Raw genomic sequence first — 26,029 nt, forward strand, 5'->3', positions numbered from 1 at the left:
AATGATTTAGTTTAGTAGTTTATTGATCGTTTATATAAAAATCTTTGCTCGATTATTGGTTATTGAATCAAATGGGGTAAGAAGTTATTGTGGTCTCTGGTTCTTATTGTCGGGTTTAGCGTTAAAAAATAGCAGAACAAACCTGAGAGCTGCTTAATGCCGGTTTTTGCAGGTTTATATGCAGTTAATTCTCGAATACAATATAATTATATATTAAAAGATTTACCAATAAATAATAAAAAATTGTATTATTTTTTTTCTTCTGTAATTAATTTTAATAGATTGAACTGATTTTTGAAGAAAAAAACACGTTTTTAATGCATTTTTCACCCTTGTAAGTTAATTATGAAAAAATTATCTTTATTTACCTTGCTTTCCATAATAGGGCTTTGCAATGCCTGCCTCATTCACGCACAAACCCTTAGTCTTCGTGATGTAAAAAGCTATCCTTTTCCTACAAGTCTTACTGCTGCCGCCACTGGCAACAAAATAGCATGGGCATTTGACGAGCAAGGGAAACGAAATGTATATGTCGCAGAAGCACCCGATTTTAAAGCAAGAAAACTTACAGATTACAATGAAGATGATGGTCAGGAAATCAGTAGCCTCTCTATTTCTGCCGATGGAAACTGGGTTGTGTTTTTAAGGGGGGGCGATCATGGCTCCAACTGGAACGATGAGGCACCAGTAAATGTAAATGCCAGCCCCGAACCTCCAAAAGTACAGATACACGCACTGAGCTTTGATGGCAAACAACATATCGTAATCGGAGAAGGAGAAAACCCGATCCTATCACCTAAAAGCGACCAGGTGCTTTTTACCAGGAAAGGACAGGCATGGATAGCCAGCCTGGCTGCTGAGCCCTTAGCAAAACAACTGTTCCAGGCAAATGGCATTACAGGAGAAATGCAATGGTCACCAAAAGGCAATGCCATTGCATTTGTGTCCAACAGGAGCGACCACTCCTTTATCGGTATTTATACCGACAAGAACACGGCGATAAAATGGCTTTCTCCCTCCTTTAACCGCGACAGGTCGCCCCGATGGTCACCAGACGGAGACCAACTGGCATTTGTCCGTACACCAGGACGTGGCGGAGCAACAGATTCTATTTTAAGCAGAAAACATCAACCATGGGCCATCTGGAATACTGACCTGAAAACCATGGAAGCCAGACAGGTATGGAAAGCCCCACAGACCCTTGCAGGATCGCCGCCTACCACCCAGGGCGGGACCAATTTAAACTGGGGTACCGGCAACCGGATCCTGTTCGTCTCTGCCCAGGACGGCTGGTCTCATCTCTACAGTATTCCAGCCGCTGGCGGGCCCGCTTTATTACTTACCCCAGGGGAATTCATGGCCGAACATATCGTTTTGAGCCCAGATAAGAAATGGCTTTACTTTAGTGCCAATACGGGCAAAGATTCCAAAGATATAGACCGGCGTCATATCGCTCGTGTGCCTGTAAACAAAGCAGCAATGGAAGTGATAAGTGAAGGTACGAACCTGGAATGGACGCCTGCAATTACCGGAGACTCAAAATATATCACCTTCATTACCTCTATCGGGCAACAACCACCATTGCCGGCAGTTATTCAATTGGATAAATTAAAACAGTTCAATAAAGAAATTAAACTGATAGCTAAAGAAAATATACCCGCTAGCTTTCCAACATCACTATTGACCGCACCAAAACAAGTATTTTTTCATGCTCCGGATGGTTTGCTGATCCATGCGCAGCTCTTTGAAGGAAAAGGAAAAGCACAAAAAAAACCGGCCATCATTTACATCCACGGCGGACCTTCCAGGCAGATGTTACTGGGCTGGAACTATTCCGAGTACTATACCAATGCCTATGCCATGAACCAGTACCTGGCCAGTTTAGGCTTTACCGTACTTTCCGTGAATTACCGCATGGGTATCGGTTATGGATATGAATTCCAGAATGCCCCCAATTGTGGTACCAAAGGCGCCGCAGAATATCAGGACATTAAATCAGCAGGCCTCTGGCTCAGCAAGCAGCAAAACATTGATGCCAGCAGGATCGGAGTTTACGGTGGCTCCTATGGTGGCTATCTGACCAATATGGCGCTGGCTAAAGATTCAAAACTTTTTGCAGCCGGTGTAAGTATACACAGTATGGGCGATCTTACCCTCGACAATGACCGCCGCATGCCCGAACGTTTCGAAAAAGCACCAGATGCCGAACTGGCCTTAAAAACCATATGGGAATCATCCCCCGTTGCCCATATCGGCGGCTGGACATCTCCGGTGATGCTCATCCATGGCGATGACGACCGCAACGTGCATTTCAGCCAGAGTACCGACCTGAACAAAAGGCTTCTGGAAAAAGGCATTGAGGTCAGCTCGCTTGTTATTGTTGACGACACCCATCACTGGATGAAATATGAAAATGTAATGAAAGTTAACCAGGCAGTTGCCGATTTCTTTAGTAGAAAGCTAATGCCATGATTTGGTATATCCTCAGTAGTCAAAAACTTTAGTCAGTTAAAAGAATTCTTAAATTCCAAAGGTGATAAATTGGTTTTATTCTTAAATAGCTTGCTAAAACTTTGCGGGTGTTCAAAGCCCAGTTCATAAGCTATTTGTGATACTGAAAGATCGGTTGTCGAGAGTTTTGTCTTTGCTTTCTCTATCAGCTTTTCGTGGATATGCTGCTGGGTGTTCAACCCCGTAAGCGATTTGAGTAAGGAAGCCAGGTAACCTTTGGAAACATGCAGCCGGTCAGAAACGTATTGTACAGAAGGTAATCCTTTTGGCGCATCAACATCATTGAAATAGCTATCCAATACTGCTTCCATTTTTTCGAGTAGCTGATGACCTGATTTTTTTCGGGTGATAAATTGCCGCTGATAAAACCGTTCAGCATAATTGAGCAAAGTTTCAATCTGCGAAACAATAATATTATGACTGAACTTGTCAATATTGTTTCCGTATTCCTGTCTGATATTGGTAACGATGCCATTGAGAATCTCTTCTTCCTTATCTGACAGAAACAAAGCCTCGTGTACCGAATAATCAAAAAACTCGTATTGACTGATAATTTTTGCCAGGGGCGTATTCCATAAAAGGTCGGGATGTACTTTCAATATCCAGCCAGAGCGTTGCTCTTTTGAGTTTTGTCCGGGTTCTACAGTCAGCACCTGTCCGGGGGCCATAAAATACATCACACCTCCATCAAAGTCGTATTCTTGCTGTCCGTATCGCATTTTTCCCACCCCCCGTTTCAAAGAAATAGAATAGAAGTCAAACACAAAACTTTCCGTTTGTTCAGATACATGAGCAACCGAACCGTAATCAATCACACTAATCAGGGGATGCTCCGGTTGTGGAAGCCCTCTCAATTTATGAAACTCACTGATGGTCTTTATTCTTCTTGGCATGGTATTTACATTGATCAGATAAGTGTTATAAGGCTTGTCCGCCGGAAACTTCTATACGTTGACCATTGATCCAACCGGCCTCATCACTACACAAAAAGGCAACAACACCCCCAATATCATCCGGCACACCAACACGCCCCAAAGCTGTAAAACCGGCAATTTGCTCGTTTATATCTTTATTGTCCCGAACACGACCGCCGCCGAAATCAGTTTCAATAGCACCGGGAGCCAACACATTGACACGTATTTTCTTTGGTCCCAGTTCTTTAGCCAAATATCTTGTAAGCGTTTCCACTGCAGCTTTCAAAGAACCATACACAGAAGATCCCGGCATAGTAATTCGTGTAAGTCCGGAAGATATGTTTACAATTCCACCCCCCTCATTGATAAAAGGCAATATTTTCTGAATTAAAAAAAACACTCCTTTGTAATGGATATTAAAAATGGCATCCAATTGTTCTTCTGTAGTATCTGTTGCCGGGGCATACAAGGCTGTTCCTGCATTGTTGACCAAGAAGTCGAGGTTTGGATTTTCGTAAGTTTGATTCAGGTAAGCGGTCAACTCATTTATAAAACCGTCAAAAAGTCTTGTGTTGCTGGTATCCAGCTGAAAAGCTTTCGCTTTTTGTCCGGTTTTTTCAATGGCCGCTACCACTTCATCTGCAGCTTCCTTATTGCTGTTGTAGGTAATCATAACATCCAGTCCCTTTTTAGCAATAGCCAAAGCTATATTTCTTCCCAAACCACGGCTTCCACCAGTAACCAGGGCAATCTTGCTGCTTGTTTTCATTTGTTTAATTTTTTTATTAAAGTTCGACTTTTTTAATTGAAATAATTTTGTTCCATGTCTTCTAACAAGCCAATATGGGTTGGCTTCCAGCCCAATTGCCTCTGTGTTACAAGGTTTGTAGCCGGACTATCGAAACTGATAAAACCACTCATCCATTCAAAATGTTTGGTCAGATCATCTCCTGACAAGGAAACCAAAGGAAGTTTAAGTTTATGAGCAATTAGCTCGGCAATTGCTTTTACCGGAATACCATTATCGGCTACAGCATTATACAAGGCTCCCTTAGCAGCCCGTTCCAATGCCAAACGGAAAATTGTTGCGGCATCCATACGATGTACTGCCGGCCAATGATTGCTGCCATCTAAAGGATAAGCAGAGACACCATTTTTTTGAGCCTGCTGTATGATAAACGGAATGAAACCTTTATCATCAGCATCATGAACTGAAGGTGATAAACGTATCACTGAAGCATTCAGCCCTTTTTCTGCCAATGCCAAAGCGGTGATTTCTGAACTTCTCGGCGAGTTTCGTGCCTTATCATTTTCAGTAATAAAACCATTTGATTTAGGCAAGCCTAAAATGCCTGCGGTTATAATGATGGGCTTTTCAGTCCCGATTAATACATTACCCATCGCATTAATGGCCGCTTTATCTGTATCATTTGCTTTGGCATATTGATTGAAATCGTGGATAAAAGCAGTATGAATGATACCGTCTGCCTGCAAGGCTCCCTGTTGCAATACGTCCAGATCCTCCAGGCTGCCCATCAATACTTCGGCGCCAGTTTCATGAATAGATTTAGCTGATTTCTCCGAACGGGCAAGCCCTATTACCTGATGCCCTGAATGGATAAGTTCCTTTACTACCGCCGACCCTACAAAACCCGAAGCGCCTGTTACAAATACTTTCATAATTTAATCATTTTAATGATACAAAGATGTGAAGTATCTAAAAGGCAGATGTAGCCAAAACGAAGTTTGTTGTAGCCAAAAAGCATATATACCTGATTATTTTATGGAAGAAAATATAGGCCACATCCTCAGGACAAGAAAAATCATATTAAAAAACAAAAGAGCTAATCATAAAATTAGCTCTTTTTGGATTATTTCGTAGCGGACGTTGCCTTGTTCCTATAGAGATATAATATGGAATTCCATTTATATTAGTTATTTAGCAATATCATCATCCCTAAACGAGATTTTGCAAAAAACCTGTTTGTTCTCCCTTCTAAGTAACATTTGAAGTTTGTCCACGGTATCATGATCTTGATAAGCAAAATACATAATCTTCATTTGTTACCTAAAATAACATGTGCGGACATCCGTCCTTACACATGTTATCAATTAACTATTATTAACTACTACTTATTTAATCACGAGCTGTTATTGCTAATCCACTGTTTAGTTCTGTGGAATACCTGTGAGTTCAATAATATCGGAAGGCAATGGAATTGCATAAAACTTATCATTCGGTTCTAGAAAATAGCTGACGCCATTGATCAACCGCTCAAGCTTGATTCCCTCTCCCTCCTTATTATATCTCTTGAGATCCGCCCAACGCAAATTTCGCATCAGAAGCTCTTTCCTGCGCTCCGTACGGATTTTTTTAAGCGCATCAGGCTTATCATTAGCATTAATAGGGATATAGGAGACGGTATTTTTCCACCTTTTCTTGAGAAGTAAATTCAGATCAGCCATAGCCCCATCTAGATCTCCCGTCCATGCCCTACATTCTGCTCTATTGAGGTAAATCTCGTCGGTAGCTAATCCAGTAAACAAAAGCGAAGCACTAGAACTGTAACTCCCTTTAAATTGACGATATATTCCATTAACTCTAAAATAAGCAATCTTCCTCAGATCATTTGCTCCATATGAAGCATATAAAAGTGTATCAATTCGAGCTGTACTAGGCGCTTGTAACGAAAATCCATTACTCATTTCACTATAAAAAATAATTTCCTTATTAAACTTTCTAAAAGGAACGTTTAGACTCAATCCTAGGATGTCGGCATCGGCATTAAAGTCTATCAAGGCAGACTTAATCTTTAGGCACTTATCAGCATAGAAAAGTGCCTTTTCATAATCACGCATATATAGATAAATTCTAGATAGCTGTGCATATGCCGCGGACTTACTGGGACGGGTTAGCACCAGTGGTTCATCAGGCAGCAATTCTGAAGCCGCAACCGCATCACTTATAGCTTGCTGTAGACTTTCACTTACCGTAGCCCTTACCGAGGACACGTTAAAGTCTGAGCCTAGACGAAGAACAATTCCCAAATCAGTTTTTGAAGATGAAGGATCATATCCAAGTCCAAACTGAGTCGTTAGAAGGTAAAAATAATAACTTCTAAAAAAAAGTGCTGATCCTCTTACATTATCCCATTCTGTTGAGTTCTTTAACTCCCGAGGCACCTTATTTAACAATTCTAGACTTAGGTTTGCATTAAATACAGGTAGATAACCTGCAGACCAATCATTGGGAAAACGGTAATCAACCTTTTTCCAGACATAGACATCTCTAACCAACTGATTAAGCGAACCGATTTCAGGTATAAAAAAATCTCCTGCTGAGGTTTCGCCATACGCTGGAGTCCTTTGATTATTCATCTGACCGACATCGTCCAATATCCCTTGGATTTCGTTGAGCTTGCTGGGAACTAAAAGCTTGGAATCAGACTTTACTTCTAAGTATTTTTTGCATCCAGCAGATAAACCTATATAAACCACACAGGCCATCAAGGTTAAAATATTTTTGATTTTCATAATTTATATTTTTTGCAACCAGTTAAAAACTCCCCCTTATTCCTATAGTATATCCCTTAGTCTGGGGAATTTGATCCATGTAGTCAGGATCAAGTCCAAAATTGTTAGCTTTCCATAACAACCCAACATTAGCTGCATTAAAAAATAAATCTAATGTCCTGAACGGTATTCGCCATTTTTCCGCACTGATATGATAACCAATATTCACATAATCAATCCGGATATTGTCTGCAGGGATCACATTTACGCTGGCATTGGAATAAAAATTATCTCGCAAAGAATTCAAAGGGTATAAAAAAGAAGGAACAGTCGTGTTAGCCTCATCGCCAGGGCGCTGCCACCTCAAATAATAATCTGGATGTAACACTCCAGAACCGGTGATGTCCGAAGAACTGAACGAGCGCTTTTTAACAAAATATCCAAGTCTATAACTAATATTAAAAGCAAGCGTGAAATTGTGGTAGCTAAAGGAATTGATTAGCGACCCAAAACATGTAGGACTTGCAGGCCCTATATATTCTATATTTGCAGCACTTAGACGACCCTCGGCAGCAATTGCCGAATAATCTGTACTGAGATTGCCCTTAAGATAACCTCTAGGATTGCCTGCGCCATCAAGTCCGCCCCATTTATACCCCGAAATTGAATAAAGAGGAAGGCCAACTACTGGAGTAATAGTATTACCACCTCCTAACAACGCTGAAAGGCTATTATTCGTCGAATAGTATTTTACTGTCTTACTCTTGTTCATACTAAAATACAGATCGGTTGACCATTTAAAGCTACTACCCAAAATATTCCTGCTGTGTAGTTCAGCATCCACTCCCTTTCCTTCCATATCTGCGACATTTCTGGTCAATTCTGCAGAAGCTCCCCATGTTGTATAATCATATAGATAGGATCCATATAGATCCGAGCCATGTTTGCGGTATAGAGCGATACTTCCCATCAACCGATCATTTTTAAGGCTGAAATCCACCTTTAGATTTACCTGTGAAAGTTGTTCCCATCTTAAGTCTGGATTATTGATTCTCGAAATCCGCACAAAAGGAAGTGTTGATGCAGAATTTGAACCCATTGTTCCAGTGGCGTATGCTGTTTTGGAAAGATCAACATTCCCGCTTTTGCCATAGGTCAACGACAACCTTAATTGAGGAAGCCAGGTTATGTTGTAAAAAGACTCTTGAGATAAAGACCAGCCAAGACCGACTGACCAAAGGGGTTTCCATTTGTCGTTCGTATTTGCCCCGAAAACATTTGAGCCGTCCCTTCTTATACTACTAGAAATACGATACTTGCCGCGGTACGTATACGATCCATTGCCATAGAAGCTAATGAAGCGATTCTGTGTACTCGATAGACCAGAGCCTCCCGGTATAGCCAAAGCATTTCCTGTAATAAAATTTGGATAGCTACCTGCAAAATCCACCATTTGGTATACAAGCGGATCATTCAAATAACCATATAAAATATCTCCGCTACCAATTGACTGAGCTTCACGAACCTCCGCACCTGCAAGAAAACCGATCGAAGACACACCTATATTTTTATCAAGGTTTACCTGTAATCTAGCCGTAGAAGATGTGACCTCCTGGCGATCCGTCCTTAGGCTTCCACCTTTCGGAACAATATACTTCATCACACCTGTCGTTCTATTGAACTGGCTGAAAGAATTGACTAAGTTTCTGGATGCAAAACTCTCCCCGTCCGAGTTATTGAGTATAGATAAGTTTTGCTTCTGACGCTGATAACTGGCCTCTACATTTAGAAAGTCCAGCACTTTATAACGCATGCTAGCTGATCCAAGAATTTCCTGCCGGTCAAAAGATGTTATAGCATGTTTGTATTCTTCTGTCGGATAATAATTCCAGTCCTGTAGCTTTCCAGCTCCCGCGGTATCTGTATAAGCAGACCTAAATTCACGAGCCCATGAAAGCGGATTTCCAGCTGCATCTCTCAAGGGAGCATATCCTTGTCTTCCGGCAATCAGTAGTGAACCATAGGTTGGGCGACCCGAACTACCAGTTGCAAACGTCAAACTTATCGAGGTGGAGAAGGAAAGTCTAGGCGTAAGTAAAGTTTCTTGTGCATATCGCAAATTATACTTTTTTGATCCAGCATAACTCTCATCGTAGCCACGGTCGAAACCAGCGGTAACAGACTGAGTATTTTTTGACGTACCTAATCTAAGGTTCACCGCGTATTGTTGGGTAAGAGCATTAGTGTAAAACTCTTTTTGCCAATCCTGCTGTATATCTGTAGATCTGAGTACATCAAGTCCGGTCTCCAGTTGAGCAGCACTTATCTTCCCGTTCCGCTGAGCTAAAAACAACTCAACAGCAGGGGAAAGAGAAGCATATCCGTTAGATATCCTAGCGTCAAAATATCCCTTATCAAAAAGGAATCGTTCGACATCCAATACATCAGTAGTAGCCCCCTGCTTTAAACTTTTTAAATCAACCATACTTCGCACGGTGGCATTGGCAGAAAAAGATATGTTCAGCGACTGATTTAGCCGCGCTTTTTTTGAACTTAGTACAATAACACCGTTTCCAGCCCTAGCGCCCCAAATTGAAGTTGCTGAAGCATCTTTAAGAATCGATACACTTTCAATATCGAATGGATTGATATTGTTTATATCTCCTTCATAGATAAAACCATCTAAAACGATTAGCGGATCGAGCGGGCCGTTTATTGTTCCGAGCCCCCTGATTGAAATTCCTGTTTTGTTCTGCGGATTTGCATTAGATTTTCCTGTGTTCAGAAGAAGACCAGAACTTTGCCCCAGAAGCCTATCAAGTATGTTGGTCCCCGTTCTAGCATTGAGCATCCTAGAATCAATAACCGAAACTGTTCCATTAGTTTCATTAGGCTTTACTTTCTGGTATCCTGTACTAATCTCCACTTGATCCAGCTGCTTAACTTGTTGTATCATTCGTACAACAAGGGGCTCAGAAACATCACTTTCACTGCGTAGAATCCTGATTACTGGAAATAGGTCAGATCTCGAAAAACGTAAAGTGTCGGGGAATGCCCTAACTTCATATTTGAAATTACCGACAGAGTCGGTCCTCAATGCGCCAGAGTTCTTTGATCTGACATAAACCTGGTTGGCCTGTGCATCCGGCACAACCACTTTTCCAGGAAGTTGTATAGGAACCTTAAGTTTTTGTGCAAGTGTAGAAGAGCAACAAACAGTACTAAAAAACAAAATAAAAAATAACAGCACATTTAAGAATGATCTCCCATAGAAATCAAGAAATTCACTATAGTTTTTCATATTACCGTTCTTTAAGTTTTAAATTTAACTCAAGCCCAGCAAAAAAACGCTCAAAGTTTGCCTCAGTGAAATGTGTACCATCAGTAATGGCTTTAACCCTCCTATCAGCCCCAATCCAAACATAGTGTGGAAAGCTCATGTGCGGAAAGAGAATTGGGGTAAATCCCTTATCCCAAATTATTGGAATTGTAAATATTTCTCCATCCTGCTCATGCTGCTGCACAAAAGCAGTTGTATTTTCAAGCGTATCAACCATAGAGTCATCGACAAGCAAGATTTGCAGATATTTGCTATATTTTTTTTGCAGTTCATCCATTTTGGGAAAACTGCTGATACAACTCCCGCACCAGGTTCCCCAGAAATCAAGGATCACAGCCTTCCCTTTAAAAGAAGAAAGCGAAAGCGGTTTTTTCTCCCCATTGAGTACATGCAAAAAGGTCAGGTCGGGAACTTTCTCGCCGATCAATATCGGAACATTACCATAGTTTGGAGAGGTTGCCTCGAACTCTTTTTGCCCAAAGCACTTAAATATAAAGCACCCCAGAAATATTATTATTATTAATTTTTTCATCGTTAATTGGTTAAAAAGTTTCCACAAAACATGGCATACCCTTTAGACATAAAACCTATTCATTTAATTTGGAGGATGCAGCCAAGAAGGAGTACTACATATTACTTATAGGGTATATATATAGTAAACCTACCTTCCTTATCGGTCTTGACTTTGATGTTATTTCGATTTAAACTAACTATAACATCCTCCAACGGCAGATCTGTTTCTGCATCAAGCACAATCCCAGTAATGATGTACCTTCGATTCAAAGGATCATCAATGGTTTTGTAGTTGAATTTTTGTTCTTTTGGCTGGCTGTTTTCCCTTAGCTTATCAATCAAGATAGTATTACCAATCACACTAAAATTAATCTTCAATTGAGCGCTAATACCTTTGAGGATCGAATCAAGCGTTTGCTCATGCGCAACCAATATCAATCTTTCATCTAGTGGCATATTAGCGCTGTTGTACGCAAAATCTACTTTAGCTAACCTGCTTAATACTTTTAAAGTAGCCCTAAAGCTCATTTTTTTAGCAGGTATTGTTAATTTCTGGCTTAAATCAACCTGTCCATATGCGTTGCCCAGTGTTGATAGCAATAGGGTAAATAGCATTAAAGTTACCTTAAGCTTCCATTTCATGGCACGACTTGGATATGAAAATAGTTTCAAAATTTGTCATATATTTGATCGTTGTGAATACAATGGATAACCTAATCGGCCTTAAGAACTAATCTGGTTATTCTATCCAAAGGCCTCGCCTATGGATAAAATTGAGCTGGATATAGGTGAGAACTATATTCAGCTCTTCTTTTTATATAGGTGGTCTTTTTTTGTTCATTGGTTTAGTTTTTAGTTGATATTTTTAATTATTTTCATCAGGGCAGCCGGTTCCGTAAAAGATAATTTTACCACCTTCTTTTTTATATCCGGCATTAGCAAGGGCTGCCAAGATCTTAAGGATTTCGTCAGGATGTTCCTGATTAAATACCATAGTGACCCTACAATTAGCGATTGCAGAATTTTCCAGCACAACTTCCAGTCCGTATTTCCTTGTAAACTCCTGGACAACCTCATCGAACCGTGTATCATCGAAGGACAGTCGGCCATTCTTCCATTTAGTCGCATTTTCTGCACTTGGAATGCGCTGTAAATCAAATCCAGCAGTTTTAGCATTGAAAACGACCCGTTCATCTGGCACAAGGTTTACATTGCGCCCAGTTGCAGTCTCCACCACATTTACCTTTCCGCTGATTACTGTAACCTGAATTCTTTCGTCTCCTTTATAAGCTTTGATATTAAAACTGGTACCCAACACCGTTGTACGTAAATTTCCTGAATGTACTATAAAGGGTTTTTTGATATCTCTTGCGACTTCGAACATCGCCTCTCCTTCCAAAAACACCTCTCTAGTTCTCCCTTTGAACTGTTTTGGGTAACTCAATTTACTCCCTGCGTTTAAGGTGATTTTACTCCCATCGGCAAGGATAACCGAGATTACTTTGCTATTAGGCACTTCAGTATGCGCCAGTTGTCCTTTAATGGGCAAAATTTGACTGAAATTTAAAATTCCAAAGGTGATTATTAGAACTGCCGCAGCGATGGTACTCAACCATTTCCAATTGGATAAATCTATTTTTGCAATTTTTGGAAGTTTTTGGTCACGGTTTTTAATCCCTCTTATTTCCTTATCAGTTTCATGAATAATACGATCTACTTTCATCTGTATAAGCTGGTCTGTTATTTCATTGGACAGAAGCTCTTTACTCACCAAATCCTTCAATCCCTCATTAATATCATGCACATTGAAATGATCCAGCAAAACTTGAAGCTCTATCGCATTGCATTTTCCTTCCAAAAATTTTTGGAACAATAATGTTGGCTTTTCTTTTTGATCTTCCATTTCACAAAATTATAGGGTTTACCTAATGGCAATTATCTACTTATACGCACTAGAAAAAAAAAGTATCTATACCAAAAGCATTTTTGTTGAAATAAATTAAATAAGGGATCACTTTAACAGGTGACGTGGCGTAGAATTGACGAAGTGCTAGATAAAGTGAACAGAAAACTGCTTCTGTACTGTATTAATTAGTGCTAGCTAGTAATGCAGATAAGATAATTACAAATTGAATATCTATCCGACTTTGCAGCTCCGCTTTAATGACCTTATTGGCCTGATGAACATGCTTATTAATAGTTGAAGGACTAATACCTAAAAGAATGCTGATTTCCTTGTAGCTTTTTTCTTCTAGTTTAAACATTGTAAAAACTTTTTGCTGCTGCGGTGGAAGCTGGGCGATGAGCTCATGTACAAGTGAAATATTATCTTTACTTGCTAGATTTTCCTCAATATGGCTATAGAAATCCTCATTTTCCAAAAGCATCTGCAACTGCATCTTTTTATCTCTTGCCGCTTTCCTGTAAAAATCAAAGACGATGTTTTGCGCAATTTTAAAGAGATATGCTTGAAAGGATTTATCAGGATCTATGCTTTTTCTTAGGGTCCAAATTTTTATAAACAGATCCTGCAGCGCATCCTGAGCAAGTTCTTCAGATCGAAGTAATTTGAGAAAGTTCACAGCTAGGCGTTGCTTATATCGCTTATAAATCTCCTCAAAAGCGGCCACCTCTCCTTTTTTTAATGCTAAAAGAAGTTCCTGCTCATCCAAAGAAGTTTTATTTGCCATACAAGTAAAAAGTGGAGAAAGTTAATTAAATATTCGGCAACTAAAAAATCAATTAGAAGGCGCAAAAAAAGGGAAAGAAGATGATTTACAACCTCTTTCCCTTATCGTAGCCCGCAGGGGAATCGAACCCCTATTTCCAGAATGAAAATCTGGCGTCCTAACCGGTAGACGAGCGGGCCATTATTACGGCTTTTTTGCGCTGCAAAGGTAATATTCTACTTTAATCGTCCAAACTTTTTTTGAAAGTTTTTAATCAAAACCTAGCCTCTCTTTCCGATCATTCTGATCCTGTTGCATTTACGCTAAAACAAACATTAGTTCATTTTTAATTTCTTCTCAATGTCATTTACATAAGCCCTGAATTTCTTATCCGTCTGTATCAGGTCTTCTACAGTTTGGCAGGCATAAATCACTGTAGAGTGGTCTCGCCCTCCAAAAAATGCACCAATGGTTTTTAAAGAGCTTTTGGTCATGCCTTTGGCCAGGTACATCGAAATCTGGCGGGCCTGCACTACCTCACGTTTACGGGTTGGCGCTTTAAGCAAATGAACCGGAACTTCAAAATAGTCACAAACCAGTTTCTGTATGTAATCAATGGAAACCTCTTTAGTCGTATTTTTAATGAAATTTTTGAGCATAGATTTAGCCAGTTGCAAATCTATTTCCTTCCTGTTCATGGTCGATTGTGCCAGTAAAGAAACCATTGCCCCTTCCAGTTCCCGAACATTATTATCAATATTATGTGCTACGTACTCTACCACTTCATCAGGTAAATCTATGCCATCAGCATACATTTTTTTTCTTAAGATAGCAATTCTTGTTTCCAGTTCAGGTACCTGCAAATCTGCAGAAAGCCCCCATTTAAAACGGCTCAACAACCTTTCTTCCAATCCAGACAAATCTTTAGGCGCCTTATCAGAAGTAATGATGATCTGCTTGCCCGACTGATGCAAATGGTTAAAAATATGGAAAAAGATATCCTGTGTTTTTTCTTTGCCTGCAAAGTTATGTACATCGTCCATGATGATCACATCCATAGCCTGGTAAAAGTTCACAAAATCATTAATGGTGTTGTTCTTTAACGATTCAACAAATTGCTGGCAAAACTTCTCACATGACACATAGATCACCAGTTTATCCGGCAGGTTTCTCCTGATCTCGTTACCGATGGCCTGTGCCAGGTGGGTTTTTCCTAAACCTGAAGAACCATAAATCATCAGGGGATTGAATGAGGTAGCACCAGGCTTAGCTGCTACAGCATGTCCGGCCGATCTTGCCAAACGATTACAGTCGCCCTCAACATAAGCTTCAAATGTATAACCAGGGTTCAATTGTGGATCTACGTTCATTTTCTTCAGCCCTGGAATCACAAACGGATTTTTGATGTCCCTGTTGATGTTTACCGGAACTGGCATAGACTGTTTCTTGTTGCCTGCACCATTTCCGTTAGATGGCATATTAGTCGTATACGGCAAAGCTCCGTTACTCGATTTGTCTACCACTATATTGTATTCCAGCCTGCCTTCATCACCCAGCTGCTGCTTTACTGTTTTACGCAACAGACCAACATAATGTTCTTCCAGCCATTCGTAGAAAAATAAGCTGGGTACCTGCACAGTTAAAACCTTATCTTCCAGCTTAAGGGCAGATATCGGTTCGAACCAGGTTTTGAAGCTCTGGGCCGGGATATTATCCTTTATAATCTGGAGACAGTTATTCCATACTTGTGTACAAGTGATTTGCATATTTTTCTTTAATATTTTATGGTTTTGTTAATAATAAAACAACAGGTAAACCTTGTTGTTCGGGGATGCGAAGATGGTAAAATTTACCAACATTCGGAGGGAAAATCTGACCTTTTTTATAACTCCTTAAGCAGCAAAAGAATAGAATTCTTGTTTATCCCAACTCCTGTGGATAACTCTTTTTGTGTCTAAAAGCTTTTACCATTTCATCAAGTCCATCACCCTCAAAAATTCGGTCTGTACCGAAGCTTTCAGCTGCACTTGTTTACCGGTAACCGGGTGCAAAAACGTCAATTCCGATGCGTGGAGCAACATTGTAGTCATGTCCCAGGTCTCTTTAAAAAATTTATTCTGCTTGTTACAGCCATGTTTACGGTCCCCTATTATCGGATAGAATATATGTGCAAAGTGCTTGCGCAGCTGGTGCATACGTCCTGTTGTTGGACTGGCCTCAACCAGTGAATACCTGGAAGTAGGATGCTTTCCAAAAGCAATATCCAGCTCTGCACGCTTTAAAGTAACAAAAGCAGTAAATGCCTCCTGTATCGTCCCGTTCTCTTTGGCAAGCGGATAATCGATAGCCATCTGATCGGGTGCATAACCACGCAGTACAGCCAGGTATTTTTTTTGTACTTCCCCATTCATAAATTTCTGCTGCATTGCGGTTTCCACATCCTTCTCAAAAGCGAAAAGCAATAATCCCCCGGTTTTCCTGTCCAGTCGGTGTACTGGGCTAACATGCCTGTTTACCTGGTCTCTGAGCAACTGTAATGCAAACTCTTTCGCATCATTGGCTATCGATGACCGGTGTACCAGTAATCCATGTGGTTTATTGATGGCAATTAAATGGTCGTCCTGATATACAATTTCAAGCATTTACTTTTTTACACAAAGGTAAGGCTTTTCTCTATTATGCCCTACCCATTCTAATGCCCTCTTACAGGGTAGCATATAAAGATATAGTAATAACAATATTAAAACATAATGAATACAGAATTAAAATACCTTTAAGTTACCTTTCACTTACCCTTGAGATACCGTTGGAATACCATATATGGTATTCCAACGGTATCTCAAGGGTATTTTAATAGTATTACAATTATGTATTCATATTATAATTATTTAATTGTCACTATGTCGTCATATAAAACCCTTTAGTAAGGCTTCTCTTGATTTAATGCTATCTTTATAATCGCCTGTTATTGAAGGTGATTATAATCTAACCAAATATTAGCGATGGCTATTGCAGAAAACGGCCCTGGTGGTAACCACAAGGGCAAATTAGGGAATGTGGTGTATTACATGCTGAATGGCAAAAATGTATCGCGTTTAATTGGTAAAACCACCAAACCTCCTACTTTATTACAACTCGAATCCAGGCTGGCAACCAAAATGTGCAGCGCAGTGCTCAGCCGTTTGAAGGGCTTCATCAATACGGGCTTTAGCGTAGCTGCCATTAAAACTAAGGACAATGCTTTTAATGAAGCCACCAAAGCCAACAAAAAGAACATCATCAAAGGAATATATCCCGATCTGGAAATTGCTTACGACCGGCTCCAGGTGAGCACAGGCCCTTTAATGCCTGCACAAAACTGGCTGGTAACGCCAACCGAAATTGGCTTGCAGTACAGCTGGGATACCGACCCGGAAATGCCCTGGCCGGAAGCTACCGACCAGGTGATGATGCTGGCCTATTTCCCTACAGAGGAAAAGGTATACTTTAACCTTTTTGGCAACAGCAGGTTATCGGGCAGTGATGTGCTGGAAATTCCGCCTAGTATGCAGGGTAAATACATGGAAACCTATATCTCTTTTATTGCTGCCAACAGGAAACAGCTGGCTGACAGTACTTATACCGGGTATTTTAACCCCGAAACAGCTGAAACCTTAAATTCATAAGCATGGGTATACAAAGATCGGGGATCCTTGGTCCCTTCCGCAATAAAGTAGGGCCGGCAGTTGGCCGCCACCATATGGGCCAGGATCTGCTGCTCCCTCTTCCGCATACGAGCAATAAGCCGCCTACGCCGGCGCAAACGGAGGCGCGCCTTAAGTTTGGCCTGCTAAATAGCTTTTTAAAAAGAATTAAGCTGTTGGTAAATGTAGGTTTTAAGGCTTATGTAAAGCACAACAGCCCGGTAAATGAAGCTTATTCTTACAATGCCGACCGGGCTTTTGTTAAAGATGGCGACAGTTTTTTGATCAACTATCCAAAAATGGTGTACAGCAGGGGGCATGTGGTTGGCCCTGAAGGGGCGCAGGTAAGCTCAGCGGATGGAAAGATCACTTTTAGCTGGCAGGCCCAGAAGCAGTCGGCCTATTGCCAGTATACCGATCTGGGCAGTTTTCTGGTGTATCATCCTGTGAAGGACATGGCGGTTATTTTACAGGGTAAAGTGAACCGGTATGCTCAAAGTTTTGTAATCCAATTGCCTGTAGATTTTCCGGGTGACAAGGTGCATTGCTACATGAGCTTTGCTTCGGCCAATGGAAAATTGCAGGGGGATAGCTTGTATGTTGGGGAACTGGTGGTGGTAGCTTAATTGTTAAAATTATTTAGCAATCCAGGCTTCAGGATTCAGTTTGGTCTGCCCCCTCATGATCTCAAAATGCAAAACAGGGCCATCTTCTTTTGAAGCAACCACACCTAACGTTTGTTTGGTTTCAACCTTATTGCCTTTGGCTACACTAACCGTTTTTAAATTCTGATAAATGGTAAAATAATCCCCGTGCCTTAATGCTACGATATAGGTGCCATATAATTCCCGTACAAATAAAACTTCCCCTTCAAATACGGCTTTCACTGCAGCTCCCTGTTCTGTTAAAATATTGATGCCATCATTGGTATAGTTGGCCTGCCCTTCTGTGTGGTTACCAAACCGCTCTACAATAGAATACTGTCCAACAGGCCATGGCAACCGGCCCCTGTTATTTTCAAAACCAGCAGATAGTTTTGCCGATTCAGGTGAAGCCGTTAAATAACTACTGTTCGTTTTTTCTTTTGCTACAGGCACAGGCCGGCCTTCTGCTATAGCCTTTTGAGCGGCAAGCCGTTCTTCTTCTTCAGCTTTTTTTCGGGCCAGTTCAATTTCACGCTGTATGGCCGATCTGATGGCCCGGTCAATTTCAGCCTGTTTACGCTTACGCGCTGCAATGTCCTGTCTGAATTGTTTTTCCTGACGGCTGATCTGGTTCAGCATCTGGGCCTGTTCTGTTTTATTTTTGCCCAGTTTTACTTTCTCCTGCTGCTGTTCTGTCAATAAATTGCTTTTCTCTTTCAGGTTTTTATCCAATACCACAATTTTGTATTCTATCTTTTTCTGGGTACCCTGTATATAATCAGCTTGTTTTTTACGGTATTGCCCAAATTGCTGGAAATATTTAATTCTTTTATAGGCCTGGTTAAAATTATCGGATGCAAAAATAAACATCATCTTTTCATAAGCATTCCTGTTGCGCTGGGCAAACCGTACCATTCCTGCATATTCGTTCTTCAGCTGGCCAAGCTGACTTTTTAAAGAATGAACTTCGTTCGTATTTTCATGGATCTGGTTATCCAGGTTTTTAACTTCAGAATTAATGATCGAAATTTTATTCTGCATCAGCCTGATCTTCGAGTTAATAGCCCTGATCTGGCCCATGGTAAGCCTTTTAGTGCTCGAAGTTTCATTAAGGTTCCTTTGCAACAAATCGATTTCCCGTTGTATGGCTTCTTTATTTCTTCTAAGCTCTGCACTGGTTTGTGCTAATGCAACAGTAGTAACACAAATAAAAAGGAATAGTAAAAATAATCTCTGTAGTAGCTTCATCGTATAACCAAAAATAGCAGATTAAACCTATCCAAACAAGTCGCTGCTCAAATATCTGTCACCACGGTCACAAGCAATAAATACAATCATGCCCGATTTCAGTTCATTTGCCAAGTTCAATGAACAGGCCAGTGCTCCTCCGCTGCTCATTCCGGCAAAAATCCCTTCAACTCTGGCCAGTTCACGTGCCTTCTCTGTAGCTTCCTGCTGTGAAACATCCATTATGCGGTCTACCCTGCTTGCATCAAATATTTTTGGCAGATAAGCAGCCGGCCAGCGCCTGATGCCCGGTATAGAAGATTCTTCAGTTGGCTGACAACCAATAATCTGTATATTGGGATTCTGTTCCTTTAAAAACATAGAATTGCCCATAATACTGCCGGTAGTACCCATAGAACTTACAAAGTGGGTAATCTGCTGATTGGTATCGCGCCAGATTTCCGGTCCGGTAGTTTTATAATGGGCCAGATAATTATCGGGATTGGCAAACTGGTCCAGTAAAAAGTAGCCGTTCTTATCGCGCTGTTCTTCCGCATAGTCGCGGCATACCTCTATAGATTCTAATAAAGTTACTTTAGCCCCAAAAGCTTCCATAGTCAATGTCCGTTCACGGGTAGAGCTTGCCGGCATAACCAGCTCAATCTCCAGGTCATAAATACTGGCAATCATGGCCAGTGCTATACCTGTATTCCCACTTGTTGCTTCAATTAACTTTGTTCCTTTTTTAATTTCGCCACGTTCCATTGCACTGCGGATCATGTTTAATGCGGCCCTGTCTTTTACACTTCCACCCGGATTATTTCCTTCAAGCTTTGCAAATATCCTTACATCAGGGTTTGGATTCAATTTACTGATCTCTACAAGGGGTGTATTCCCCACAAATTCTACAATATTTCCCATGTTTATTTTGGATCTTTTGTTTCTATAACTTTTACTGACGATTGGTGGTATACCGTTGACCTTGGTGGAACACTTTTGGTAAGCCATACATTTCCCCCAATTATGGAATGGGCACCAATATGAGTTTCACCTCCTAGTATTGTTGCACCCGAATAAATGATTACATGGTCGTCTATAGTTGGATGGCGCTTGATATCTCTCATGTATTTTTCTACACTTAAAGCGCCTAATGTTACCCCCTGGTATAATTTAACATGATTTCCAATTACAGTTGTTTCGCCTATAACCAAACCTGTACCATGATCTATATACAGATATTCACCTATTACAGCACCGGGATGAATGTCTATGCCTGTCAAAGAGTGCGCATACTCAGTCATGATCCTTGGAATCAATGGAACGTCAGCTTTTAACAATGCATGCGCAATACGGTATAAGGCTATAGCCAGAAATCCAGGATAACTTCTGATCACTTCAAATTCACTTTTAGCAGCAGGATCTCCGTTTAACATAGCTGTTATGTCAGTATTCATTTTCCTGTAAAGCTCCGGAAGTTCATTAAAGAAATTGGCCACAATCAGTTCATTGTTACAATGTTCGCATGCTTTGGTTGAATTTAGTATGGTAATCAACTCCTTTTCCTGTCTTAAAAACATCCGTTTAATTTCGTTTACCGAATAATCTGGTGTGGTTAAACGTTCAGGATACAATAAGTTCATCAGGTTAATGAGCCATTCTGCAATCTCCTGATTTGAAGGTACGGGCTCAATGCTGTTTTGTTTATTAAAAATATGAAGATAAAATTCCTCGTTCATTTTAGTTGCGATTAAAAGCTCAGTTAGATACTACAAAGAAATGAAATTAATTACTATTTAACGAGCAGGTATTTCTTCCAGTACTTTCAAAAGATAGTTCCAGAACTTGTTCACCGAAGAAATCTGAACGCGTTCGTCTGGCGAATGTGCGCCATGGATATTGGGACCAAAAGAAATCATGTCCATTTCTGATAAATGGGCGCCTAAAATACCACATTCCAAACCGGCATGACAGGCATTTACATTGGGTTCAGTCTTAAAATTAACCTTATACAAACTCCGCATCAGCGACAGTATTTCTGAAGCAGCATTGGGCTTCCACCCAGGATAATCGCCACTGCTGTTAACTTTACAACCCATATTCTCAAAAGCTGCCCCCACTGCAATAGCAACATCTTCCTTTGTGCTTTCTACACTGCTCCGCTGTAACGATAAGGTAATAAATTCCCCGTCTTTAATGATCACTTTTGCCAGATTTGATGACGCTTCAACAAGTCCCGGAATTTCAGGGCTCATCCTGAACACGCCATTTGGCACTGCATATAGTGTATTGATGATCTCCATGTATTCTTCCTTTTCCAAAACCTCTGCAGGCAGTACTGTTTCTTCTGCAGTAATTTTCATAAAAGGTTCTATTGCATGGTATTCGGCTTTAATGACCTCCGTAAAATCTGCTATAAAGGAAAGAAATGCCTTTTTCTGATTTCCCGAAACTGCAACTACCGCAACAGACTCACGTGGGATCGCATTTCTCAGGCTTCCACCTTCAACGCTGGCCAGCTGCAGGTCTAAAACTTTATTTCCATTATATAGCAGACGGTTCATCAGCTTATTGGCATTGGCACGTCCCTTATGAATGTCCATTCCGGAATGCCCGCCAATCAGGCCTTTAATTGATATCTGGAACGCAGTGCTGTTTTTGGCAACAGGATGGGTATGATAATGATATGTAGTTGTTGTATCTATGCCGCCAGCACAACCAATGGTTAATTCTGTGTCTTCTTCAGTATCGAGGTTTAACAATATTTTTCCAGATAAATTAGACGGGTCAAGTTCCTTTGCACCGGTCATACCTGTTTCTTCATCTATGGTAAACAAGGCTTCAATGGTAGGGTGCACCAGGTCGGAAGCCGCCAGTATAGCCATAATTGTAGCTACACCAATTCCATTATCAGCCCCAAGGGTGGTGCCTCTGGCTTTTACCCAATCTCCATCAACATACATCTTAATGCCTTCCCTATCGAAATCAAAATCTGTATCGCTATTTTTTTGATGGACCATATCCAGGTGCGACTGCAGGATGACAGTTTGTTTATCCTTCATGCCCTCAGTTGCCGGCTTTTTGATCACAACATTTCCAACATGGTCTTTAATGGTTTCCAGTCCGAGCTGTTTGCCAAAAGCAAGCATAAATTTTATCACCTGGGTTTCTTTTTTTGAAGCACGGGGTATGGCATTTAAAGCAACAAAATTGTTCCATAGTGCCTTTGGTTCTAAATTTTCAACTTTCATTACTCATTTACTATTTGTAACAAAGCTAGAAAGTTAAATCAATTTAAGTTTTAATCCTTCCCAATTCTTCTTAGCTCATCGAAGGAAATGATATTCCCTTGATTTTTCTAAACAATTCAACTGCATAAATGTCTGTCATTCCAGATACAAAATCCAGTATGCTCTGTATTTTTGAATAAGTGTCCGTTTTTTCGGTTAAAAATTGTCTCGGAATTAATGCTACAAGTTTTTTGTGATATTTGGATTCATCCTGCAGGTAAGCCGGAATAAACTCTTCCAGCAAACCACCCATAACCTGATAGCCCGCTACCTCAATTTGTACTACAGATGAATAATTGTAAATCTTTTTAACAGAAATATTTTCGATTTCTTTCATCACCGATAAAAATGGTTCTTCAATAGCGTCCATCAAACTTTGGTTAAAGTTACCTTCCAGGATGCGCTGCTGTTCTTTAAAAAACACTGCCGAACACAGACCGATCAGGGTACTGATAGACTTGGCCCGCATTAAAGTGATTTTTGCATCATCATCATCTATTTCAGCAAGGCGCCCCTCCATCCTTTCATCCCTGCAAAGTGGCAGCAACAAGGCCTCTACTTCTTTATAGGAAAGGATTTTGAGCCGATGTGCGTCTTCCAGGTCAATGATATTATAACAGATGTCATCCGCTGCCTCTACCAGGTATACCAGCGGATGTCTTTTATAGACCAAAGGAGATTCCTGCGCTTTGATGAGGCCCATTTCCAGGGCAATTTTCTCAAAGCCGCTTTCTTCAGACTGGAAAAAGCCATATTTTTTGGTATAGATGTTTTTTTTATTGTGCCCCGCCAATGAGGCACAGGGATATTTTGCTATGGCGGCCAGGGTAGCATAAGTAAGTGCAAAGCCCCCGGTACCCTTACCGGTAAACGGGTGGGTTAAAATACGCAAAGCATTGGCATTTCCTTCAAAATGGATCAGATCTTCCCATTGTGCTGCTGTAACCTGCGACTGATAAATCTGTCCTGCTCCACTGGTAAAATAACTTGAAATTGCCGCTTCTCCCGAGTGGCCAAAAGCAGGATTGCCAAGGTCGTGGGCCAGGCAGGCAGAAGCAATGATGTTTCCTATTTCGCAGAGTAGCGGACAGGAATCGTCTATTCCAGGATCCAGATCCTTTATCTTATTGTAAAATATTGTACCCATCGACCTGCCAACACTGGCTACTTCCAGGCTGTGGGTTAATCTGTTGTGCACAAATACACTGCCTGGTAAAGGAAATACCTGGGTTTTATTCTGCAACCTCCTGAACGGAGAAGAAAAGATGATCCTGTCGTAATCGCGCTGGAATTCAGACCTGGATTCCTTTTGGTTACCCATAAATCTATCTTCATTTCCCCAGCGTTTAGCCGATAATAATTTTTCCCAAACCATAAATACTTCCTTAATTCCAATTGAATTTATTGTATAAAACAGCTGCGAATGTAAGTATTTATCGTTAAACGGAGATTGTTCGAAGATTTAACCTACCTTACAAGCTTAGCCCATTGGCTGGCTAAAAACAGGTTAAAAATTAATCAGCCCGTAATGTGCGCAGGGAAAAGGCAGCTCCCGTACCCAGCAAAGCACCGGCGGCCACATCTGTAGGATAATGAACGCCTAAATATAAACGGGAATAACCAACGGAACCAGCCCATAGATAAGAAGGAACAATCACATACCATTTAGGGTAAGCCTGAGAAAGTGCTGTGGCGGTAGTGAATGCAGTTGAAGTATGACCAGATGGAAATGAGTAATGAGAGGGCTGGTAAACAGCTTTAATCTTAACATTGGCTAAAAATGGTCTTGGACGCTTTACTATTTTCTTGACCAGCATAGTAACCAGCACATTTACGGCCGAACTGCTTGCTACGTATAATGCATTTTGCCGCATTCTTTTATCGTCCGCTATGATGCCACCTGCAAGTAAGCCAACCGGAACGCCAACATTTACCCAATCGTTATGGTTTGATAAAAACAGAAAGAAGTCTGTCTTTTCGGGCGTCCTGTTATTCGATAAATTAATCAGGATCTGGTCGTCAAGCTGTTGCAGCTTGTGCTGGGCTTTTAACTGCAGCGGCCATATTACTGCCATAGCAAATTGCAGTATAACCAAATAAAAATAACAATGCCCTTTCATAAAGTCAAAAAATTAGCTGGCTATTGTTTGGCATCATTTACTTCCAGCCAATGTCCGTCGGGATCTTTAAAATAAATTTGTTTTACACCATCTACCCTATTTGTAATGGTACCAGCTTTCCCGGCCCAGTTTTCAAATGGTATATTTTTAGCGGTAAGATGTGATGTAAAAGCATCAACAGAGGCTACACTAAAGCACAGGTGGTCATTTTTCTCATGTTCTACATAACTTTTCGCACCCTGAATCAGATGTAAATGTCCTGCAGCTCCCAATGTAAACCAGGTATGCTTGCCGTCCTTAAAAGGTTCGGGGATCTGTTCAAGATGGAAAACACTTTGATAAAAATCAGTAGCTTTCTGCAAATCTGCCACATAAACGGCAATGTGATTTAACACCGCTATCTGCTGTTTCTTTTCTGTTTGTGCCATGGTTTGTTGAAATGATGTAAGTAGCGTTAACAACGATAAAATTGAAAATATCTTCATGGAACTAATTTACCAGAAAAAATAATATTCCTTATGATTAATCTTTAAACACCTGGGCAAGCAGCTCATAAGAACGTAATCTGGCGCTATGCTCAAAAATATGAGACGTAGCCATAATCTCATTAACGCCCGTCTGGTCCAAAAACTGTTGCAAATCCTGCTTAACCGTCTCCTTACTCCCTACAAAGGTACAGGCCAGCATCTGGTTTGCCTGTTCTTCCTCGTATACATCCCATACATCGTCCATATTATCTACAGGGGGCTGGAGCAATCTTCTTTTGCCGGTAACTATACCCATAAACAATTGATAAAGAGAAGTAACAAGCCTGTTAGCTTCAGCATCGCTATCTGCTGCAACTACATTTACACAGGCCAGTACGTAGGGTTCTTTAAGCTGTGCTGATGGCTTAAAATTTTGTCTGTATATATTAATTGCAGTTATAAACTGGGCTGGAGCAAAATGGCTGGCAAATGCATAAGGCAATCCCAGGGCAGCGGCCAGATGTGCACTATCGGTACTGGATCCCAATATCCAGATAGGAATATCAAGTCCTTCACCCGGAATGGCCCTTACGCTATTTTTATTATTTTCGGCCGAAAAATAGGCTTGTAATTTCAACACATCCTGCGGAAAACTGTTCGCAGCATTAAAACGCTCACCTCTTATAGCCATCGCAGTGAGCTGATCCGTTCCGGGGGCACGGCCCAGGCCTAAATCAATTCTGCCCGGAAATAAAGATTCCAGGGTCCCAAACTGCTCCGCAATAACCAAAGGAGAATGATTTGGTAACATAATGCCACCAGAGCCTACCCTTATTGTACTGGTTCCGGCTGCAATATGCCCGATAACCACTGAAGTAGCCGAACTTGCAACACTGATCATGTTGTGGTGTTCGGCAAGCCAGTAACGGTTGTAACCCCACGCTTCAACGTGCCGCGCAAGGTCAAGGCTATTTTTAAATGTGTCGGCAGGTGTTTTACCTTCTACAACAGTCGCAAGATCGAGTACAGAAAAAGGGATGGTATTGAGTAGTTTCTTCATAAGATTGATCAAAAAAACAAAACTACAGTCTGCAATGCTTAAATTCCACAGCGGTTCAGTGATATGACTTTAAATCTACAT

Annotated in this window: 22 protein-coding genes and 1 tRNA gene; 3 read left to right on the plus strand and 20 right to left on the minus strand. The window is 40.9% G+C overall.

All coding sequences use genetic code 11. From position 1 onward, the window contains the following. Positions 1–345: 345 nt before the first annotated feature. Complete coding sequence (locus PHEP_RS11630) at positions 346–2,472, plus strand: S9 family peptidase (RefSeq protein WP_015808162.1); 2,127 nt, start codon at positions 346–348, stop codon at positions 2,470–2,472. A gap of 32 nt (positions 2,473–2,504) precedes the next feature. Here the strand turns inward: PHEP_RS11630 and PHEP_RS11635 are convergent, their stop codons facing one another. The 12 genes from PHEP_RS11635 to PHEP_RS11690 all read right to left on the minus strand — a co-directional run bounded on the left by PHEP_RS11635 (position 2,505) and on the right by PHEP_RS11690 (position 16,102). Next, positions 2,505–3,404 carry an AraC family transcriptional regulator gene (locus PHEP_RS11635; protein WP_015808163.1) on the minus strand — a complete coding sequence of 300 codons (900 nt, stop codon included), beginning with the start codon at positions 3,402–3,404 and terminating at the stop codon, positions 2,505–2,507. Positions 3,405–3,429: 25 nt separating this feature from the next. After that, positions 3,430–4,194, minus strand: a complete 765-nt coding sequence (locus tag PHEP_RS11640) for an SDR family NAD(P)-dependent oxidoreductase (RefSeq protein WP_015808164.1) — start codon at positions 4,192–4,194, stop codon at positions 3,430–3,432. Between the two features lie 32 nt (positions 4,195–4,226). Continuing rightward, entirely contained in the window at positions 4,227–5,105 is an 879-nt protein-coding gene (locus tag PHEP_RS11645; protein WP_015808165.1) for an SDR family oxidoreductase, read from the minus strand. A gap of 489 nt (positions 5,106–5,594) precedes the next feature. Then, a complete protein-coding gene (locus PHEP_RS11650; protein WP_015808167.1) occupies positions 5,595–6,959 on the minus strand; it encodes a RagB/SusD family nutrient uptake outer membrane protein in 1,365 nt (454 codons plus the stop codon). Positions 6,960–6,981: 22 nt separating this feature from the next. After that, a complete protein-coding gene (locus tag PHEP_RS11655; RefSeq protein WP_015808168.1) occupies positions 6,982–10,239 on the minus strand; it encodes a SusC/RagA family TonB-linked outer membrane protein in 3,258 nt (1,085 codons plus the stop codon). A gap of 1 nt (position 10,240) precedes the next feature. Then, on the minus strand, positions 10,241–10,810 hold the full coding sequence (locus PHEP_RS11660; protein ID WP_015808169.1) for a TlpA family protein disulfide reductase: 570 nt from the start codon (positions 10,808–10,810) through the stop codon (positions 10,241–10,243). 101 nt (positions 10,811–10,911) lie between these two features. After that, positions 10,912–11,463, minus strand: a complete 552-nt coding sequence (locus tag PHEP_RS11665) for a carboxypeptidase-like regulatory domain-containing protein (protein ID WP_143715736.1) — start codon at positions 11,461–11,463, stop codon at positions 10,912–10,914. A 193-nt stretch (positions 11,464–11,656) separates the two neighbouring features. Further along, positions 11,657–12,694: a FecR family protein gene (locus PHEP_RS11670; protein ID WP_015808171.1), complete on the minus strand. Its 1,038-nt coding sequence runs from the start codon at positions 12,692–12,694 to the stop codon at positions 11,657–11,659. Positions 12,695–12,878: 184 nt separating this feature from the next. Continuing rightward, positions 12,879–13,481 carry an RNA polymerase sigma factor gene (locus PHEP_RS11675; protein ID WP_015808172.1) on the minus strand — a complete coding sequence of 201 codons (603 nt, stop codon included), beginning with the start codon at positions 13,479–13,481 and terminating at the stop codon, positions 12,879–12,881. Positions 13,482–13,588: 107 nt separating this feature from the next. Further along, positions 13,589–13,660: transfer RNA gene (locus PHEP_RS11680), tRNA-Glu, on the minus strand. Between the two features lie 135 nt (positions 13,661–13,795). Next, the gene (gene dnaA, locus PHEP_RS11685) at positions 13,796–15,226 is read right to left on the minus strand and encodes a chromosomal replication initiator protein DnaA (RefSeq protein ID WP_015808173.1); all 1,431 of its coding nucleotides are present in this window, start codon (positions 15,224–15,226) and stop codon (positions 13,796–13,798) included. 198 nt (positions 15,227–15,424) lie between these two features. Next, a complete protein-coding gene (locus tag PHEP_RS11690; protein WP_015808174.1) occupies positions 15,425–16,102 on the minus strand; it encodes a pseudouridine synthase in 678 nt (225 codons plus the stop codon). A 360-nt stretch (positions 16,103–16,462) separates the two neighbouring features. Between PHEP_RS11690 and PHEP_RS11695 the strand changes: the two genes are divergently transcribed. Next, positions 16,463–17,125 carry a DUF6266 family protein gene (locus PHEP_RS11695; RefSeq protein WP_015808175.1) on the plus strand — a complete coding sequence of 221 codons (663 nt, stop codon included), beginning with the start codon at positions 16,463–16,465 and terminating at the stop codon, positions 17,123–17,125. 2 nt (positions 17,126–17,127) lie between these two features. After that, positions 17,128–17,769, plus strand: a complete 642-nt coding sequence (locus PHEP_RS11700; protein ID WP_015808176.1) for a DUF6266 family protein — start codon at positions 17,128–17,130, stop codon at positions 17,767–17,769. Positions 17,770–17,778: 9 nt separating this feature from the next. On the opposite strand, the gene PHEP_RS11705 is transcribed toward PHEP_RS11700, so the two are convergent. From PHEP_RS11705 to PHEP_RS11740, 8 genes are all read right to left on the minus strand, one after another. Beyond that, positions 17,779–19,035, minus strand: a complete 1,257-nt coding sequence (locus PHEP_RS11705; RefSeq protein WP_015808177.1) for a murein hydrolase activator EnvC family protein — start codon at positions 19,033–19,035, stop codon at positions 17,779–17,781. Positions 19,036–19,062: 27 nt separating this feature from the next. Continuing rightward, positions 19,063–19,935: a cysteine synthase CysM gene (cysM, locus tag PHEP_RS11710; RefSeq protein WP_015808178.1), complete on the minus strand. Its 873-nt coding sequence runs from the start codon at positions 19,933–19,935 to the stop codon at positions 19,063–19,065. A 2-nt stretch (positions 19,936–19,937) separates the two neighbouring features. After that, a complete protein-coding gene (gene epsC, locus PHEP_RS11715) occupies positions 19,938–20,750 on the minus strand; it encodes a serine O-acetyltransferase EpsC (RefSeq protein ID WP_015808179.1) in 813 nt (270 codons plus the stop codon). 57 nt (positions 20,751–20,807) lie between these two features. Continuing rightward, positions 20,808–22,262, minus strand: a complete 1,455-nt coding sequence (locus PHEP_RS11720; RefSeq protein WP_015808180.1) for an aminoacyl-histidine dipeptidase — start codon at positions 22,260–22,262, stop codon at positions 20,808–20,810. 70 nt (positions 22,263–22,332) lie between these two features. Beyond that, positions 22,333–23,676: a deoxyguanosinetriphosphate triphosphohydrolase gene (locus tag PHEP_RS11725; protein ID WP_015808181.1), complete on the minus strand. Its 1,344-nt coding sequence runs from the start codon at positions 23,674–23,676 to the stop codon at positions 22,333–22,335. Positions 23,677–23,815: 139 nt separating this feature from the next. Then, entirely contained in the window at positions 23,816–24,376 is a 561-nt protein-coding gene (locus PHEP_RS22440; RefSeq protein WP_143715737.1) for a phosphatase PAP2 family protein, read from the minus strand. Between the two features lie 65 nt (positions 24,377–24,441). Continuing rightward, positions 24,442–24,849: a VOC family protein gene (locus tag PHEP_RS11735; protein ID WP_015808183.1), complete on the minus strand. Its 408-nt coding sequence runs from the start codon at positions 24,847–24,849 to the stop codon at positions 24,442–24,444. 94 nt (positions 24,850–24,943) lie between these two features. Next, a complete protein-coding gene (locus PHEP_RS11740; protein WP_015808184.1) occupies positions 24,944–25,948 on the minus strand; it encodes an LLM class flavin-dependent oxidoreductase in 1,005 nt (334 codons plus the stop codon). Positions 25,949–26,029: the final 81 nt, after the last annotated feature.

Source organism: Pedobacter heparinus DSM 2366 (genome assembly GCF_000023825.1).
Taxonomy (GTDB): domain Bacteria; phylum Bacteroidota; class Bacteroidia; order Sphingobacteriales; family Sphingobacteriaceae; genus Pedobacter; species Pedobacter heparinus.